Raw genomic sequence first — 15,042 nt, 5'->3', positions numbered from 1 at the left:
CCAACGACCCAACCGGGAGGATTCGCGGATGCGGACCGACGACCGTTTCGACGTGGTGGCGATCGGCGCCGGCGCGGGGGGCTGCTGCGCCGCCGCCCGCGCCGCCGCCGCCGGGCTGCGCACCCTGCTGATCGACGACCACGCCTGGCTGGGCGGCCGGGCGGGCACGGAGGTGATCGACGGCCACAAGGTCAACATGGGCGCCATCGCGCTGGAGCCCGGCGGCGTCTTCGAGGAGACCTTCCGCCTCGCCGGCGCGGAGCTGGAGATCCGGGAGCCGAACCCGGCCACGGTCTTCTACCTCGACCGCAAGGTGGTGAACGTCCAGAAGGGGGGATTGGGCATGTTGCTGGGGGGGCTGACGAAACAGGCCTCCAGGGTGCTCGACCAGTTCGCGCAGGCGCGCACCGGCTCCCTGCCCGACGGGCGCGAGTCCACCGAGGACTGGCTGAAACGCTACACCTCCAACGCCACGGTGCACGCGATCTTCCGAAACCTCTGCGCCGCGATCTTCGCGATGAACGCCGACGAGATCCCGGCCCGCGCCTTCCTGACCTATTTCACCTCCAAGGGCGCCTTCAAACGCTTCGGCTTCCACCCGCAGGGCACCGGCGGCGCCTGGGCGGCGCTGGCCGCGGCGGTGGAGCGGCTGGGCGGCGAGGTCTGGCTGGAGGCCCCGGCGGTGGCGCTGGAGGTCGAGGCCGGCGCGATCCGCGCCGTCCTGATCCGCCGCGACGGCGAGACGGTGCGCGTCCCCGCCCGCTCGGTGATCTTCAACGGCGGCCCGCGGGCGCTGGCGGAGCTGGCGGAGGCGCATCTCTCCCCCGACTACGTCCGGCGCACGCGCGAGGTCCTGCGGCCCGCCGCCAACATCGTCTACAACTTCGCCACGCGAGAGGACATCATGCCCGCGCCCGGCATCATGACCTTCGGGCGCACCGCCACGGGGCGGCTGTGCAACATGGCGAACCTGACCGCGACCTGCCCCGAGCTCGCGCCGCAGGGCTGGCATCAATACGTGGCCTACGCCGTCCCCCGCCCCGCCATCGCGGATTTCGACTCGGACGCCGAGGTCGAGAACGGGCTGACGGACCTGCGCGAGCAGTTCCCCGGCTTCGACGACGTGGCGAAAATCCTGTCGATCCGGGTGATGCGGGACGCGTGGCCGGCGCAGCGCTCGGGCGCCGGCTACGACATGGAGCAGGAGACCGGGATCGCGGGCCTGTGGTGCGTGGGCGACGCGGTGAAGGCCTACGGCAACGGCGGCACGCAGGCCTGCGCGGAGACCGCCAGGATCGCCGTCGACCGCATCCTGGAGGCGCGCCGCCAGCCGGCCTGAGCCCCGCATCGGCCGGTGGACGCGGGCGCCCCCGGCTGCTTTGCTGGGGGCCGCGAAAAACCGGACATCGAATCCGGATCGGGAGGAAAGACATGACGTTGAGGCTGGAGGGCCGGGTCGCCGTGGTGACCGGGGCCGGCGCGGGGCTGGGCCGCGCCCATGCGCTGCTGCTGGCGAAGCAGGGCGCGAAGGTGGTGGTCAACGACCTCGGCTCGACCATGGACGGCAAGGGCGAGAACATGGCCGCCGCCGACCGCGTGGTGGACGAGATCCGCGACGCCGGCGGCGAGGCGGTCGCCAACTACGACAGCGTGGCCACGAAGGAGGGCGGCGAGGCCATCGTCGCGGCCGCGCTGCACGCCTTCGGGCGCATCGACGTGCTGGTCAACAACGCCGGCATCCTGCGCGACAAGTCCTTCGCCAAGACCAACCTCGACGACTTCCGCGCGGTCTTCGACGTGCATTACTGGGGCGGCGTGTTCTGCACCCGCGCGGCCTGGAACCCGATGCTCGAGCAGGGCTACGGGCGGGTGATCTTCACCACCTCCGTCGCCGGCACATCGGGCAACTTCGGGCAGGCCAACTACGGCTCGGCCAAGGAGGGGCTGCTGGGGCTGATGCGCACGCTCGCCATCGAGGGGGCGAAGAAGAACGTGCTGGTCAACGCCGTTTCCCCCGGCGCGCGCAGCCGGATGACCGAGAACCTCGGGATCCCCGAGGACTATCTGGCCATGCTCGACCCCGCCCATGTCTCGCCCGCGGTCGCCTATCTCGCCTCCGAGGCCTGCGCCGACACCGGCGTGATCGTGACCGCGGCGGCGGGCGGCTTCGGGCGGCTGCATTATTTCGAGAGCCAGGGCGTGCAGTTCGACCCCCACGGCCCCGCCTCGGTCGAGCAGGTCGCCGACGCCTGGGGCCGGATCACCGCCTTCGAGGGGATGAAGCCGTCGGAGTTCGGCGCCTCGGGCCGCACCCAGGACCGGCTGGCGACGCTGAAGCGTCCGGCGGGCTGAGGGCCCCGGCGGGGCGGGGCCCGGCGGGCTGAGGACCCCGGCGGGGCGGGGCCCGGCGGGCTGAGGGCCGTGGCGGGGCGGGGCCCGGCGCCCCGTCCGCTCCGCCCGGCCGTCATCTTCCCGCCGCATCCCCGGCCGAGGGTCCCGCCCGCCCGCGGAGCGTCCGCGACGGCGGCGCGGTTGACCGCGGCGTCGCCGCACGCCTAACTCCCACCCGCCCCTCGGAAACGGCGTCCAGACGCCGAAGGCCCATCCGGAGACCCCGATGACCCCGACGACCGTGAAGACCTCGCCGATCCCCGGCCAGAAGCCCGGCACCTCCGGCCTGCGCGCCCGGACCCGGACCTTCATGGGGCCCCGCTACCTCGAGAATTTCGTGCAGTCGGTCTTCGACGCGCTGGGCGGGATCGAGGGGCGCACTCTGGTTCTGGGCGGCGACGGGCGGTATTTCGGCCGCGAGGCCTCGGCGACGATCCTGAAGATGGCCGCGGCCAACGGGGCGGCGAAGGTGGTGGTGGGCCAGGGCGGGCTGCTGTCCACGCCCGCGGCCTCGGCCGTGATCCGCACGCTGAAGGCGGACGGGGGGCTGATCCTGTCGGCGTCGCACAACCCGGGCGGCGAGGACGGCGACTTCGGCGTGAAGTACAACATCGCCGCCGGCGGCCCCGCGCCCGAGAGCATCACCAACGCCATCCACGCGAGGACCGAGAGCATCGAGCGCTACCTGACCCTCGACGTCCCCGACCCGGACCTCGAGACCGTGGGGACCCTGACGCTGGGCGGCATGACGGTCGAGGTGATCGACCCCGTGAAGATCCACGCCGACCTGCTGGAGAGCCTGTTCGACTTCGACGCGATCCGCGGGATGATCGCCCAGGGCTTCACCCTGCGCTTCGACGCGATGCACGCCGCCACCGGCCCCTACGCGGTCGAGGTGCTGGAGAACCGGCTCGGCGCCCCCACCGGCACGGTGATGAACGCCACCCCCCTGCCCGACTTCGGCGGCGGCCACCCGGACCCGAACCCGGCCCATGCCCACGACCTGTGGAACCTGATGACGGGGCCGGCCTCGCCGGACTTCGGCGCCGCCTCGGACGGGGACGGGGACCGCAACATGATCCTGGGGCGGGGGGTCTACGTCTCGCCCTCCGACAGTCTCGCGGTGCTGGCGGCGAACGCGCATCTGGCGCCGGGTTACGCGGGCGGGCTGAAGGGGATCGCGCGCTCGATGCCCACCTCGCGCGCCGCCGACCGGGTGGCCGCGGCGCTGGGGATCGAGCTGCACGAGACGCCCACGGGCTGGAAGTTCTTCGGCACGCTGCTGGACGCCGGCCGCGCCACGATCTGCGGCGAGGAGAGCTTCGGAACCGGCTCCGACCACGTGCGGGAGAAGGACGGGCTGTGGGCGGTGCTGCTGTGGCTCAACATCCTGGCGGTGCGCAGGATCTCGGTGCAGGAGATCCTGGAGGACCACTGGGCCCGTTTCGGCCGCGACGTCTACACCCGCCACGACTACGAGGCGATCGACACGGCGGCGGCCGAGCGCCTGATGAACGACCTGCGCGCCAGGCTCGACGCCCTGCCCGGGACGAAGGCCGGCGCGCTGACCGTCGAGGCGGCGGACGATTTCGCCTACACCGACCCGATCTCGGGCGACGTGGCGACGAAGCAGGGGATCCGCATCGTCTTCGCCGAGGACGCCCGCCTGGTGCTGCGCCTGTCGGGCACCGGCACCGAGGGCGCCACCCTGCGCGTCTACATGGAGCGTCGCCTCGCGGACCCCGCCGAAGCCGCCCACGCCGATCCGCAGGTCGCCCTTTCGCAGGTGATCGAGGCCGCCGAGGCGCTGGCCGGCATCCGCGCCCGCACCGGCCGCGAGGGCCCCGACGTCGCCACCTGAGCCGCCTCCGCCGCAGGGCGCCGAGGCCGCCTCGCCGGGGGCGCGGGGCGCGGGGCGGGGGCGCGGGGCGGGGGCGCGGGGCGTGGGGGCGCCCTCCCCCGTCGCGACCGGCCCGACGGCCGGCGAGAGGCCCCGGGTCAGGCCCGGGGCGCCCCCGGCCCGACCCGCCGCGCGATCCATCGCCGTCCGGCCCGCGGCCTGCCGCAGGCCCCTCCGACGCCCGCCACGGGGCGGAGACGCCGGAGGCGGGGCGCGAAGGCCGCGCGCCTCCGCCCTGGCGGAGGCGTCCGCGCCCTGCGCGGACCCTGCGGGGAACCCGCAGGCGCGGCCGGGCCCGCCACGGGCGCCGGCGACGCCTGCCGGGACGCGCCTCAGCCGGCGGCGGGGCGCATCAGGCGGCGGCGGGCGGCGGGGACGCGGCTGATCTCGACGCCGGTGAACACATGCAGCGTATTCAGGTCCCGGTCGATCACCGCGTGATCCGACACCCAGCCCCCGAGCAGCAGGTAGGAGCGCAGCAGCGGCGGCATCCGGCGCATCGCCAGCTTCATGTCCGGCCGCTTCAGCCGCCACTTGGCCGCGAAGCGGAAGATCGCCGGCGCCTTGGGCCGCGGCAGCCAGCGCCGCGGCGCCAGGTGCTTCTCCTTGAGGTAGGCGAAGGCGTCCATGTAGGCCTCGGCGTCCACGCCCTCGAAGCTGGAGCAGCCGAACAGCAGCTCGACCCCCTCCGCCTCGACATAGGCGGTCATCGCCGCCCAGGCCGCGCGGATCACGTCGGGGTCGCGCACGCCCGGCGCCATGCAGAAGCGCCCCATCTCGACCATCGGCCCGGCGAAGTCGTGCAGCGACGACAGCTCGTAGTACTGCGCCGAGTAGCTGCGCCCGATCTCCGCCCCGCTCGCCAGCGGCAGCATGCGGAAGCAGCAGACCAGCTCGCCCTCGCCGGTCTCGACCAGCGCGTGCAGGCAGGCCGCGTCGAAGGCGTCCCGGTCCAGGCCCTCGGCCCGGTCCCCGGTCAGGGCCGCCCCGGGGCGGGCGGCGATGAAGGCCCGGAAGCGGAGCCGCTGGGCGGCCTCCACGTCGGCGGGCTCGCGCGACAGGCGCACCGTGTAACGTCCGCGGGAGAACATGCGCATCGACCCCTCCACAGCCAGGGAACCTCGGCCTAGATAGGGTGGCGGCGATGACATGCGCATGACGCCCCCGGCAGGTGCGGCGAAACTGTCGCAGGGAAGGAACACCATGACCGACAAGCTGATCAAGTCCGACGAGGAATGGCGCGCCGAGCTCGACCCGCTGACCTACAAGGTCACCCGCGAGAAGGGGACCGAGCGTCCCGGCGCCCACCCGGGCTTCCCCAAGGGTCCCGGCACCTATCTGTGCGTGTGCTGCGGCGCGCCCCTCTTCGACGCGGAGACGAAATACGAGAGCGGCTCCGGCTGGCCCAGCTTCTGGGCCCCGATCGAGCAGGACGCGGTCGAGCTGCACGAGGATCTCAGCCACTTCATGCGCCGCACCGAGGTGACCTGCGCCCGGTGCGACGCCCATCTCGGCCACGTCTTCCCCGACGGGCCGCAGCCCACGGGGCTGCGCTACTGCATGAACGGCGTCTCGATGACCTTCGAGCCGGAGGCGTGAGACGCGGCCCGCGGACGTCGTCCGCGGGCCGACGCCCTGGGCGCCGCCGCCGGACGGGGTGGTCCTCGTTCAGGCCCGGACGCCGTCGCCGCCGGTCGGGCGGCGACGGCGGACGCTCACCAATTGTCCTTGAACCAGCGCACCGTGCGGCGCAGGCGGGTGCCGCCGGAGAGGCCGGCGGGCTCCTCGAAATCCCAGAACTCGTCGTGGGGGCGCACCGCGTAGGCGGCGAGGCCGACGGCGGCCGAGAAGGCCGGGCCCGCGGCCGACTGCGGCAGGCCCGCCACGCGCAGCGGGCGGCCGATGCGCACCCGCTGGCCGATGACCCGGCGGGCGACGTCCTCGAGCCCCGGGAGCTGGCTGCCCCCGCCCGTGAGGACCACGCGGCGGGAGGGGAGGCCGCCGAAGCCCGCGCGGTCGAGCAGGTGGCGGACCTCCTCGAAGATCTCCTCCACGCGGGGGCGGATCACGCCGATCAGGGCGGCGCGGGTGATGGTGCGGGTCTCGCCCTCGTCCCCGCCGAGCACCGGGACCGTGATCTGCTCGCGGTCGTCGAGGCCGGTCGCCATGACGCCGCCGTGCAGGGTCTTGATCCGCTCGGCCGTGGCGGTGTCGATGCCGAAGGCCTCGGAGATGTCGCGGGTCACGTGGGCGCCGCCGACGCGGGCCACGTCGAGGCAGATCAGCTGCTTGCGCAGGAAGATCGAGACGCCGGTCGCCCCGCCCCCCATGTCGACGCAGGCCGCGCCCAGCTCCTGCTCGTCCTCGACGAGGCTGGAGAGGCCCGACGAATAGGGCGCGGTCACCACGCCCGCCAGCTCCAGGTCGCAGCGGCGCACGCAGCGCGCGAGGTTGCGAAGCGGCGCCGAGGCGACCGAGAGGATGTGCATGTCGACCGAGAGGTTCTGCCCGGTCATCCCGCGGGGATCGGAGAGGAACGAGGTCTGGTCGAGGGTGAAGTTCACCGGCAGCGCGTGCAGGATCTCGCGCCCCTCCTCGGCGGGGGGCTCGGGGCAGGCGGCGAGCGCGGCGGCGACGTCCTGGTCGGTGACCTCGCCCGACATCACCTCGGCGTCGCCGGTGAACCCCCAGGAGACGGGGCGCGCGCCGGAGACGGCGCCGATCACCTGGTCGACGCGCACGCCGGCCATCTTCTCGGCGGCCTGCAGGGCGGTGCGGATGGCGCGCTCGCATTCCTCCATGTCCACGATCTCGCCCAGGCGCACGCCGCGGGACTGGGTGACGCCGACGCCGATCACGCGCATGGCGAGGTAGCCGCCCTGGCGGCCCTCCTCGGCGGTGGCGGCCGCGAGCTTGGCGGGGTCGATGCGCAGGATCAGGCAGGCGGTCTTGGAGGTGCCGATGTCCAGCACCGCCAGCAGGCCCCGCTTGAGCGCCGAGCGGAGCTGGTCGCGCATCATGCTCTGCGACGCGAAAAGCGCGTGCCTCATGCCTTCTGTCCTTCCAGGAGTTCGCGCGCGCCTTCCAGCACGTCCACCGCCCGCGGGGTCAGGCGCAGGGTGGGACGCTCGGGGTCGCGCAGATCGATGACGGAAACCTCGCGGTCGAGCAGCTGCTCGTCCCGCTCGAGGTGCAGGAGCCGGCGCAGCGCGGCCTCGGGGGCCTTCTCGGGCAGGTGCACGACCATGCCGGAGGAGAGCGCCAGCGACCAGCGCCGCTCGCCCACGCGCACCAGGCCGCGCAGGCGGTCGTTGATCGGCTGGGCGAGGTCCCACAGCGCGAGGCCCTGGGCCACCGCGCGGTCGGCGCCCTCGCCCACGATCAGCGGCAGGTTGGGACGGGCGGCGCGGGCGGCGACGGGGCCGATGACCACGCCGTCGGCGTCGAGCAGGTGGAGCTGCCCCTCCCAGCGCCAGAGCGCGGCGGGGGCCCGCTGGGCGAGCTCGATGCGCAGCGCGCCGTCGGGCATCACCTTGGGCTCGGCCCGGGCGACGCCGGGGATGGTCTCGACCTCCCCTTTCAGCGCGGCGAGGTCGAGGTCGAGCGAGGAGACGGGCAGCGCCAGGTCGAGGCGGCTCTCCACCCGGGCCTGCAGGTCGGGGCTGCCGCCGTGGATGTCGAGGCGCGAGACCGCGAATTCCGGCCGCTCCACCACCGCCGCGCGGGCGCGGGCGGCGAGGTCGAGGGCGATCTCGTGGACGGTGGGGCTCTGCCAGGCCCAGAAGGCGGCGAGGGCGAAGCCGGCGGGCGCCGTCAGGCGGCGCAGGGCGAAGCGCACGTAGCCGCGCCGGCCGAGACGGTCGAGCCGGTAGCGCCAGCGCGACGGCGAGGGGTCGCGGCGCCGGCGCGGGGTCTCGAACGGGCCCGGCGGCTCGGGCTTCAGCCGGCGCAGGCGGCGGGAGAGGGCGCGGCCCAGGGCGCTCATCGCGCGGGCACCAGGACGGTCCGCGGGGCCCGGAGGCGCCCTGCGGGCGGGCTCGGCCGCGTCGCGCCCGGGGCGGGGCGGCGGTCGGATGCGGTCAGCGCAGGCACGAGGCGTCCTCCACCAGCCAGGCGCAGAGATCGGGGAAGGAGATGCCGGCGTGGGCGGCCTGCTCGGGCGCGAGCGAGGTGGGCGTCATGCCGGGCTGGGTGTTGACCTCGAGCAGGATCAGGCCGGAGAGCCCCTTGCTCTCGTCCCAGCGGAAGTCGGAGCGCGACAGGCCCCGGCAGCCCAGCGCCCGGTGGGCGCGCACGGCGATGTCGCGGCAGGCGTCCTCGATCTCCTGCGGGATCTGGGCGGGGATCACGTGGGAGGAGCCGCCGGCGGCGTACTTGGCGTTGTAGTCGTACCAGCCGCCCGAGGCGGCCATGATGTCGGTCACCGCCAGCGCCCGGTCGCCCATCACGGCGACGGTCATCTCGCGCCCCGGCACGAAGGTCTCGGCCAGCAGCAGGTCGGGGGCGTCGGGGGCGAGGCGCGCGGGGCCGTTGGCGCCCTCGAGCACGATGTAGACCCCGACAGAGGAGCCCTCGTTATAGGGCTTCAGCACGTAGGGGAGCGGCAGGGGGTGGCCGGCGGCGGCCTCGGCCTTGGGCACCAGCCGGCCCTCGGCCACCGGCAGTCCGGCGGCGGCAAAGACCTCCTTGGCCTTGACCTTGTCCATGGCGACGGCGGAGGCCAGCACCCCCGAATGGGTGTAGGGCAGGCCCAGCCACTCCAGCAGGCCCTGCACGCAGCCGTCCTCGCCCCAGCGGCCGTGGAGCGCGTTGAACACGACGTCGGGGCTCGCGTCCGCAAGCCGCTGGACCAGGTCCGGCCCGGCGTCGATCTCGATCACGGAATAGCCCGCGGTCCTCAGCGCGGCTGCGCATTCGGCGCCCGAGACGAGGGAGACCTCGCGCTCGGCCGACCGGCCGCCCAACAGCACCGCGACACGGGTGGAAGCCCTGCCCGACATGCCGCCTCAAAGTCCCTCGCCCCTCTGCGGGGGCTTTCATGGACGCGCCCGGTTTCCGTGCTGCGCCCGCCTGTATGGCCGCCGCCGGGTTTTCCCGGTCCTGCGGCCGATGCTCGGTCCCGCCCGACTTCGCAGCGAGTCTGCGGAACGGGCCGCAGGGCGTTGCGAAGCAGGGCGTTTTCGCAGTGTAGCGCAAGGGGACCCGCGCCGGAACCCAGAAAGCGGGGCGCGAGCGCCACGGCAGGGTTTTCCGAAGGGTGGAGGCGGGTTCCATCGCCGGCCGGCCGCCCCCTCCCCGGCCCGCCCCGGGGCGCCGCCGCCCGCCGCTCCGTCGCGCGCGGGCGCGCCGGGGAGGGCGGGCGGGAGGCGCGCCCGCGCGCGGCGGAGCGGCGGGCGCACGGCGCGCGGCCCGCCGGCCGGCGGGCCCGGCGGCGCAGGGACCCGCCCGCGGCGCAGGCGCCGCCTCGGGCCCGCGACGTCGCCCGCGTCAGCCCGGCAGGCCGATGCGCTTCACTTCCCATTCCAGCTCGATCCCGAAGGCCGCGCGCACCTTGTCGCGCACCTCCTCGCCGAGCCCTTCGAGGTCGGCCGCCGTCGCGCCCCCCGCATTGATCAGGAAGTTCGAGTGCAGCTCGGAGATCTGCGCGCCCCCCCGCCGCGCGCCGCGCATCCCCGCCCGGTCGATCAGCGACCAGGCCTTGAGGTCCATCGGGTCCCCCGCCTCGCCGGTCGAGGAATAGCCGGCCGGGTTGCGGAAGGTGGAGCCGGCGGTGCGCTCGCGGGTGGGCTGGCTCGCCTCGCGCCGGGCGAGGAAGTCGTCCATCTTCGCGCGGATCGCCGCCGGCTCGCCGGGCGCGCCGCGCAGCACCGCCTCGACGATCACCCAGTCCTCGGGGAGGTCGCAGGCGCGGTAGGCGAAGCCGATCTCCGCGCCCGACAGGCGCCGCGTCCGGCCCTGGCGGTCGACGGCCACGACCTGCTCGACCACGTCCGCCGTGTAGCTGCCGTAGCAGCCCGCGTTCATCCGGATCGCGCCGCCGATCGCGCCGGGGATGGTGCGCAGGAACTCGAGCCCCGCGATCCCCGCCTCGGCCGCCGCCATCGCCGCGCGGCTGTCGAGCAGGCCCGCGCCGACGCGCAGGCGCGCGCCGTCGAGGACCTCGGCCCCCATGAAGGCCCGCCCGAGCCGGATCGCCACCCCCGGCAGCCCGCCGTCGCGCACGATCAGGTTCGAGCCGACGCCCAGCGGCGTCACCGGCACGTCCGCCGGCAGGGCCGCGAGGAAGGCCGCGAGGTCGCCCACGTCCTCGGGCTGGAACAGCGCCTCGGCCGGCCCGCCCACCCGCAGCCAGCACAGGTCGGCGAGCGGGCGCATCGACGCGAGGCGTCCGCGGGCCTGCGGCAGGCGCGCGGCCAGCGCCGCGCCGTCGAGCCGCGCGGGGATCGCCGCGCCGGCGCCCGGGGCGCCCGCGGCCGCGGCCGCGGGCTCGCCGGCCCGGGCGCCCGCGGTCGCGGGCTCGGCGGCCCCGGGGCCGGCGGTCGCGGGCTCGGCGGTCGCGGACCCGCGGCTCGCGGCGTCTTGGGTCGTCATCTGTCTCAGCCTCCGAACACGCCCGCGGCCACGGCGGCCGCGGAGAGGGCCATGCCCGCCCAGGGCGCCCAGAATGGGGCGGTCCAGGCGCCGTCCGGCGCCGGCGCCTTGCGCCGCAGCACCACCAGCGCCAGGTTCACGCCCACGAACACCGCCAGCAGCACCCCCGCCGAGCCCGCCGCCAGCGGCCCCAGCGGGACCAGGAGCGCCACGCCCGTCACCAGGGCGCCCATCAGCAGGGTCGCCACCCAGGGCGTGCCGCGTCCCGGCGCCACCCGCGCGAGCAGCGCGAGCCGGGGATGCCGCCGCCCGGTTCCATAGAGGATCCGCGCCCCCATCACCATCTGCGCCAGCACCCCGTTCAGCGCCGCCGCCCCCCCGATCAGCGCGATCACCGGGACCAGCGCCGGCGCCCCCGCCCGCACCACCCCGGTCAGCGGATCGTACATCGTCGCCATCAGCGCGCTGGGCAGCGCATGCAGCGCCGCGGCGGCCACCAGCGCATAGAGCACCGCCGTGATCGCCAGCGCGGCCAGGATCGCGCGCGCCATGGTGCGGCCGGGGTCGTGGGTCTCCTCGGCCATGTTCACCATGTCCTCGAAACCGATGAAGGCGAAGAAGGCGAGCAGCGAGGCCCCCGCCAGCGCGCTCGCCGCGCCGCCCAGCCCGCCCAGGTGCTCGACCGCGCCCGGCAGGCCGTCGCGCCATTCCGCGGTCGGGGGCGCCTCGAACCCCGCCCAGATCGCCAGCAGCAGGCCCGAGACCTCGACCAGCGTCAGCACGGCGGCGACGACCATCGACTCGACCACCCCCCAGACCGCCGCGACCGCCATCGCCGCGATCAGCGGCGGGATCAGCCAGGTGTAGGGGATCAGCGCCTTGAGATCCGCCGGCAGGGGCGTCAGCGCCCAGAGATAGGCCGCCCCTCCCTGGATCACCGCCGCGGCCGAGAGCGTGGCGCCCCCCACGATCAGCAGCCCCGCGACCGGCGGCAGCAGGCTCAGCCCGAAGGCGTCGCGCAGCCAGGCGACCTCGCCCCCCGCCTCGGGGATGCGGCCGGCGAGCTCGGCGTAGCTCATCGCGGTGGGGGCGGCGACGAGGGCCGCGAGCAGGAAGGCCGCCGGCGCCAGCAGGCCGGTGCGCCCGCCGACCTCGCCGATCAGCACGTAGATGCCCGCGCCGACCATGACCCCGAGCCCGTAGAGCATCAGCAGCCAGAAGCCGAGCCGACGCTGGAGACCCGGGGCGGAGGAGGCGTCGGTCATCGGCGGATCTCCGGCCAGGCGGCGCCGCGGCCCGCAGAGCGCACGACGGATCGAGGGGATGCCGCCCGCGCCCGATCCGCGCCGGCGGCGTCGAGCGGCGCCGCCCTCCCGCGGGGCGCGGCGCCGCGCCCCACAGGGTGGCGCCCGCGGCCGCCACGGCAAGGCGACCGCCGCGCGCACCCCGGGCGGCCCCGCGCATCGCGCGCCCGGCCCTGCGCCCCGGCCCGGGCCTGCGCCGCGCGCCGGGGGAGGGCCGAAGGGATCTCGCGCAGCCCGGCCGGCGATGGGCGGGAGCGGCGTGCGGGCGGCGGGCCGCCCGCCGTCACTCGGCCGCGGCGCGTCCGGCCAGCGCGGCGGGCAGCGCCCGGGCCCACTGGGTGATCGAGCCGGCGCCGAGGCAGACCACGATGTCGCCGGGCCGGGCGCGGGCGGCCACGTAGTCGGGCAGCGCCTCGGGCCCCTCCAGCGCGGTCGCGTCGCGGTGGCCGTGGCGGGTCAGGCCGGCGACGAGCGCGTCGCGGTCCGCGCCCTCGATCGGCTCCTCGCCGGCGGCGTAGACCTCGGGGATCGCGACCATGTCCGCCTCGTTGAAGCAGGTGCAGAACTGGTCGAAGAGCGAGCTGAGGCGCGAATACCGATGCGGCTGGTGGATCGCGATCACCCGGCCCTGCGGCCCCACCGCCTGGCGGGCGGCCTTGAGGACGGCCGCGATCTCGACCGGGTGGTGGCCGTAGTCGTCGATGATCGGGGCGCCGTTCCACTCGCCGACCCGGGTGAAGCGGCGGTTGACGCCGCCGAATTTCTTGAGGCCGGCGCGGATCGCCTCGTCGGGCAGGCCCAGCTCCAGCCCCACCGCGATGGCGCCCAGCGCGTTGAGGACGTTGTGGTCGCCGGGCATCGGCAGCTCGATCCCCTCGATGCGCCGCTCGCCGCGGGCGAGCCCGTCGCGCAGGCGGGCGATGACGTCGAATGTCGAGACCGGCCCCTCGTGGCGCAGGTTCACCCCCACCACGTCGGCCTGCAGGCTGAAGCCGTAGGTGATCTTGCGGCGGTCGTCGACGCGCCCGACCAGGGCCTGCACCTCGGGGTGGTCGATGCAGCACACCGCCGCCCCGTAGAAGGGGAGGTTGGAGACGAAGCGCTCGAACGCCGCCTTCACGCCCTCGAAGTCGCCGTAGTGGTCCAGGTGCTCGGGGTCGATGTTGGTGATGATGGCGATGGTGGCGGGGAGGCGGTTGAAGGTGCCGTCCGACTCGTCGGCCTCGACCACCATCCACTCGCCCTCGCCCATCCGGGCGTTGGAGCCGTAGGCGTGGATCACGCCGCCGTTGATCACCGTCGGGTCCACGCCCCCCGCGTCCAGGATCGCCGAGACCATCGAGGTGGTCGTGGTCTTGCCGTGCGTGCCGGCCACCGCGACGTTGTATTTCAGGCGCATCAGCTCGGCCAGCATCTCGGCCCGGCGCACCACCGGCAGGCCGGCGGCGCGGGCGGCGTCGAGCTCGGGGTTGCCCTTCTTGATCGCGGACGACATCACCACGACCTTGGCGCGGCCCAGGTTCTCGGCCTTCTGCTCGATCTCGATCCGGGCGCCCAGCGTGCGCAGGCGCTGCACGATCTCCGAGTCCCTGGCGTCCGAGCCCTGCACGTCGTAGCCGAGGTTCAGCATCACCTCGGCGATGCCGGACATGCCGATGCCGCCGATGCCGATGAAATGGATCGGGCCGACTTCCTGCGGCTGGCGGCTGACGGGGGACATGGGCTTGCTCCGAAGGGTCAGGGGCGGGCGATCGCGGCGGGATCAGGCGCCGGCGACGGACTGGGCGAGGTCGGCGAGCCGCTCGGCGGCGTCGGGCCGCCCGAGCGCGACGGCGGCCGCGGCCATGGCCGAGGCCCGGGCCGGGTCGCCGAGAACCGCGGCGATGTGCGCGGAAAGCGCCTGCGGCGTCAAGCCCGCCTCGAGCGCGAGGCGCGCGGCCCCGGCCTCGGCCAGCGGCTTGGCGTTGGCGCTCTGGTGGTCGTCCATCGCGTGGGGATAGGGGATCAGGATCGAGGGGCGGCCGATGGCGGTCAGTTCGGCCACCGTCGAGGCCCCTGCCCGGCAGACCACCAGATGCGCGTCGGCGATGCGCCGGGGCATGTCGGCGAAGAAGGGCGCGACCTCGGCGGGGATGCCCTGGGCGGCGTAGGCCTCGCTCAGCGCCTCGGCCTCGCCCTCGCGCGCCTGCTGGGTCAGGCGCAGGCGGGCGCGCAGGTCGGCGGGCAGGCCGCCGATGGCCTCGGGCAGCAGGCGCGAGAGGGCCGAGGCGCCCTGGCTGCCGCCGAAGACCAGCAGGTTCAGCGGGCCGTCGCCGGGGGGCGCGTAGGGCGCGCCGGCGAGCGCCCGGGCGGCGTCGCGGATCGGGTTGCCGACGTGGCGCGCGTCGACCCCCGCGGGGGCGTTGGTCAGCGGCCAGGTCCCGCAGGCGACCAGCGCCACGCGCGGCGCGAAGCGGCGGTTGACCCGGCCCAGCACGCCGTTCTGCTCATGGATCAGCCGCGGCCGGCCCGAGAGCACCGCCGCCGACAGCGCGGGCAGCGAGGGATAGCCCCCGAACCCCGCCACCACCGCCGGCGGATCGCGGCGGAACCAGCGCAGCGTCTCCAGCACGCCCATCCCGATCAGGACCGGCGCCGCCAGCTTCGCCGCCACGCCGCCGCGCGCGAAGGTCGCCGAGCGCACCGGCACCCGCGCCACCGCCTCGGGGAAGCCGGAGGCGTAGCGCGCGCCCCGGTCGTCGGTGGTCAGCGACACCCGCCAGCCTCGGCGCAGCATCTCCTGCGCCAGCGCCTGGGCGGGGAACATGTGCCCGCCGGTGCCGCCGGCGGCGATGACGAGATGCGGGGCGCTCATGC

12 protein-coding genes are annotated in these 15,042 nt (G+C 75.3%); 4 read left to right on the top strand and 8 right to left on the bottom strand.

Annotation, left to right across the window (positions count from 1 at the left end; genetic code table 11):
* Positions 1 to 28: 28 nt before the first annotated feature.
* From BM064_RS03915 to BM064_RS03905, 3 genes are all read left to right on the top strand, one after another.
* Positions 29 to 1,339 (top strand): FAD-dependent oxidoreductase, encoded by a 1,311-nt coding sequence (locus BM064_RS03915; RefSeq protein WP_092858091.1) that lies wholly within the window; start codon positions 29 to 31, stop codon positions 1,337 to 1,339.
* Positions 1,340 to 1,431: 92 nt separating this feature from the next.
* Entirely contained in the window at positions 1,432 to 2,352 is a 921-nt protein-coding gene (locus BM064_RS03910) for an SDR family NAD(P)-dependent oxidoreductase (protein ID WP_092858089.1), read from the top strand.
* A gap of 265 nt (positions 2,353 to 2,617) precedes the next feature.
* Positions 2,618 to 4,252 carry an alpha-D-glucose phosphate-specific phosphoglucomutase gene (locus BM064_RS03905; RefSeq protein WP_092858087.1) on the top strand — a complete coding sequence of 545 codons (1,635 nt, stop codon included), beginning with the start codon at positions 2,618 to 2,620 and terminating at the stop codon, positions 4,250 to 4,252.
* A 371-nt stretch (positions 4,253 to 4,623) separates the two neighbouring features.
* Here the strand turns inward: BM064_RS03905 and BM064_RS03900 are convergent, their stop codons facing one another.
* Positions 4,624 to 5,388: a GNAT family N-acetyltransferase gene (locus BM064_RS03900; RefSeq protein ID WP_092858085.1), complete on the bottom strand. Its 765-nt coding sequence runs from the start codon at positions 5,386 to 5,388 to the stop codon at positions 4,624 to 4,626.
* A 106-nt stretch (positions 5,389 to 5,494) separates the two neighbouring features.
* Between BM064_RS03900 and msrB the strand changes: the two genes are divergently transcribed.
* Positions 5,495 to 5,890: a peptide-methionine (R)-S-oxide reductase MsrB gene (gene msrB / locus BM064_RS03895; RefSeq protein ID WP_177236136.1), complete on the top strand. Its 396-nt coding sequence runs from the start codon at positions 5,495 to 5,497 to the stop codon at positions 5,888 to 5,890.
* 116 nt (positions 5,891 to 6,006) lie between these two features.
* Here msrB and ftsA read toward each other — a convergent pair whose 3' ends face one another.
* The 7 genes from ftsA to BM064_RS03860 form a co-directional block, all read right to left on the bottom strand.
* Positions 6,007 to 7,341, bottom strand: a complete 1,335-nt coding sequence (gene ftsA / locus BM064_RS03890; protein ID WP_092858081.1) for a cell division protein FtsA — start codon at positions 7,339 to 7,341, stop codon at positions 6,007 to 6,009.
* Positions 7,338 to 8,276, bottom strand: a complete 939-nt coding sequence (locus tag BM064_RS03885; RefSeq protein ID WP_092858079.1) for a cell division protein FtsQ/DivIB — start codon at positions 8,274 to 8,276, stop codon at positions 7,338 to 7,340. The genes ftsA and BM064_RS03885 overlap by 4 nt, the downstream gene beginning before the upstream one ends.
* A gap of 94 nt (positions 8,277 to 8,370) precedes the next feature.
* On the bottom strand, positions 8,371 to 9,291 hold the full coding sequence (locus tag BM064_RS03880) for a D-alanine--D-alanine ligase (protein ID WP_092858077.1): 921 nt from the start codon (positions 9,289 to 9,291) through the stop codon (positions 8,371 to 8,373).
* A gap of 487 nt (positions 9,292 to 9,778) precedes the next feature.
* Positions 9,779 to 10,708, bottom strand: a complete 930-nt coding sequence (gene murB, locus BM064_RS03875; RefSeq protein ID WP_092858785.1) for a UDP-N-acetylmuramate dehydrogenase — start codon at positions 10,706 to 10,708, stop codon at positions 9,779 to 9,781.
* Between the two features lie 179 nt (positions 10,709 to 10,887).
* Entirely contained in the window at positions 10,888 to 12,147 is a 1,260-nt protein-coding gene (locus BM064_RS03870) for an APC family permease (protein WP_092858075.1), read from the bottom strand.
* A 322-nt stretch (positions 12,148 to 12,469) separates the two neighbouring features.
* Complete coding sequence (gene murC / locus BM064_RS03865; RefSeq protein WP_092858073.1) at positions 12,470 to 13,906, bottom strand: UDP-N-acetylmuramate--L-alanine ligase; 1,437 nt, start codon at positions 13,904 to 13,906, stop codon at positions 12,470 to 12,472.
* Between the two features lie 42 nt (positions 13,907 to 13,948).
* Entirely contained in the window at positions 13,949 to 15,040 is a 1,092-nt protein-coding gene (locus BM064_RS03860; RefSeq protein WP_092858071.1) for a UDP-N-acetylglucosamine--N-acetylmuramyl-(pentapeptide) pyrophosphoryl-undecaprenol N-acetylglucosamine transferase, read from the bottom strand.
* Positions 15,041 to 15,042 lie beyond the last annotated feature (2 nt).

Source organism: Albimonas pacifica, from assembly GCF_900113695.1.
GTDB lineage: Bacteria > Pseudomonadota > Alphaproteobacteria > Rhodobacterales > Rhodobacteraceae > Albimonas > Albimonas pacifica.
The sequence above is the reverse complement of the archived record's forward strand: the minus strand, read 5'-3'. Positions and strand labels throughout refer to the sequence as shown.

Excerpts from the sequence above, each read along its gene's own strand:
- ftsA (WP_092858081.1), bottom strand. The coding sequence starts at position 7,341 with ATGAGGCACGCGCTTTTCGCGTCGCAGAGCATGATGCGCGACCAGCTC.
- BM064_RS03885 (WP_092858079.1), bottom strand. The coding sequence starts at position 8,276 with ATGAGCGCCCTGGGCCGCGCCCTCTCCCGCCGCCTGCGCCGGCTGAAG.
- murC (WP_092858073.1), bottom strand. The coding sequence starts at position 13,906 with ATGTCCCCCGTCAGCCGCCAGCCGCAGGAAGTCGGCCCGATCCATTTC.
- BM064_RS03880 (WP_092858077.1), bottom strand. The coding sequence starts at position 9,291 with ATGTCGGGCAGGGCTTCCACCCGTGTCGCGGTGCTGTTGGGCGGCCGG.
- BM064_RS03860 (WP_092858071.1), bottom strand. The coding sequence starts at position 15,040 with ATGAGCGCCCCGCATCTCGTCATCGCCGCCGGCGGCACCGGCGGGCAC.
- BM064_RS03915 (WP_092858091.1), top strand. The coding sequence starts at position 29 with ATGCGGACCGACGACCGTTTCGACGTGGTGGCGATCGGCGCCGGCGCG.
- BM064_RS03910 (WP_092858089.1), top strand. The coding sequence starts at position 1,432 with ATGACGTTGAGGCTGGAGGGCCGGGTCGCCGTGGTGACCGGGGCCGGC.
- BM064_RS03900 (WP_092858085.1), bottom strand. The coding sequence starts at position 5,388 with ATGCGCATGTTCTCCCGCGGACGTTACACGGTGCGCCTGTCGCGCGAG.
- msrB (WP_177236136.1), top strand. The coding sequence starts at position 5,495 with ATGACCGACAAGCTGATCAAGTCCGACGAGGAATGGCGCGCCGAGCTC.
- BM064_RS03905 (WP_092858087.1), top strand. The coding sequence starts at position 2,618 with ATGACCCCGACGACCGTGAAGACCTCGCCGATCCCCGGCCAGAAGCCC.
- BM064_RS03870 (WP_092858075.1), bottom strand. The coding sequence starts at position 12,147 with ATGACCGACGCCTCCTCCGCCCCGGGTCTCCAGCGTCGGCTCGGCTTC.